Below are 1,559 nucleotides of genomic sequence, written 5' to 3'. Positions count from 1 at the left end.
GGCCTTGAGGAAGCGCGTGGCGGCGTCCGCGTAGGCGGGGTCGTCCGAGAGACGCTTCGTGTCGGCCCAGATCGCGTCCTGGAGCATGGCGCCGGCGGTGTCCTCGTACGAGATGACGTTGATGTCGTCCATCGTGTACAGCTTCCCGGTGGCGGGGTTGACCGTCTCGAGCAGCTGCGCCAGCTCGTTGTAGGTCATCGCCTGGGCGGCATCCACGTCCTTGTCCAGGAGCGCGTTCATCGAGAAGTCCTGGGTCGTGATCTTGACCGTCGTGGCATCCAGGCCCTTGTCGGCCATCGCGGCGAAGATCTCCCACTCGTTGCCGAAGCCCCACGAGCCGATGCGCTTGCCTTCGAAGTCGTCGACCTTGGTGATGCCGGAGTCCTTCCACGACACCTGGGTCGTGCCGGACTTCTGGAACACCTGGGCGATGTCGGTGAGCTCGACGCCCTGGTTCTCCATGGTGCCGAGGACCTTCGGCACCCAGGCGACGGCGAAGTCGACGTCACCGGCGACGAGGGCGTCCTGGGGCACGATGTCGCCGCCGGAGGGGACGACGTCGACCTTGTCGAAGCCCTCCTCCTGGAAGTACCCCTTGTCGAGGGCGACGTAGTAGCCGGCGAACTGCGCCTGGGGCAGCCACTGCAGCTGCAGCTTGACCGAGGTCAGCGGAGTGAAGTCGGCGCTCGACTCGGCGGGCGCGCTGGAACCGCCGGCGCAGGCGGAGAGGGCGAGGGATGCCACGGCGATCCCCGCGGCCGCGCTGAGGACGCGGCGTGTGCTGTGTGTCATGGGAGTCCTTTCGGGTGCGGGTGGTGCAGGTGTGGAGCGGTGGAACCTGTTCTGTCGAGGGCGGACGGGAAGGATGCCGGTCAGGCCGGCGGACGCCCCGCACCGAGGCGCCGTGCGACGACGCGTTCGAGCAGCGAGGTGACGAGGAAGAAGACGAGACCGATCACGATGCCGCCGCCTACGAACGCCCAGGCGAGGGCGGCGCGCCCCGACTTGGCGTAGGTGGCGATCGCAGTGCCGATGCCGTCGGAGGGGCCGCCGAAGTACTCGGCGACGAGGGCGGAGATCACCGCGAGGGATGCGGCGACGCGGATGCCGGTGAGCAGGTACGGCAGCGCGGTGGGGAGGGTGAGGAAGCGGAACGTCTGCGCGCCCGACGCCGCGGTCGCGCGGAACAGGTCGCGCTGCACCGGACGCGTCTGCCGCAGCCCCCGCAGCGTGTTGACGAACACCGGGACGAAGGCCGCGATGGCGGCGACCGCCTCGCGACCGAACTGGCTGGAGGCGCCGAACATCGTGTTGAGGATCGGGGTGATCGCGACGATCGGCACGACGGCGAGCGCGGCGACCAGGGGAGCGGTCATGCCGTCGACGGGGCGCCAGGTCGCGGCCAGGGCGGCCAGCGCGACGGCGAGGACGGTGCCCGCGACGAGGCCCACCAGCGCGTTGGTGCCCGTGATCGCGGCGGCCTCCACGATGAGCGGGAAGCGCTGGATGCCTTCGCTGANGATCGCGACGGGGTCGGGGAGCATCCGCGGGGCGTTGCC

General features: G+C 70.1%; 2 protein-coding genes. Both read right to left on the bottom strand.

Translation table 11 applies throughout. The features are described 5' to 3' along the window. The coding region (locus I5G_RS16945; RefSeq protein WP_022880124.1) for an ABC transporter substrate-binding protein at positions 1-792 on the bottom strand (792 nt) is incomplete at its 3' end. Positions 793-872: 80 nt separating this feature from the next. Next, positions 873-1,559, bottom strand: a 687-nt coding sequence (locus tag I5G_RS16940) for an ABC transporter permease (RefSeq protein ID WP_022880123.1), incomplete at its 5' end; no start/stop codon positions are given.

Origin of the sequence: Microbacterium sp. B19, assembly GCF_000333395.1 — a bacterium.
In the GTDB taxonomy this organism is placed as follows: domain Bacteria; phylum Actinomycetota; class Actinomycetes; order Actinomycetales; family Microbacteriaceae; genus Microbacterium.
This window is presented reverse-complemented; position numbering and strand designations above follow the sequence as displayed.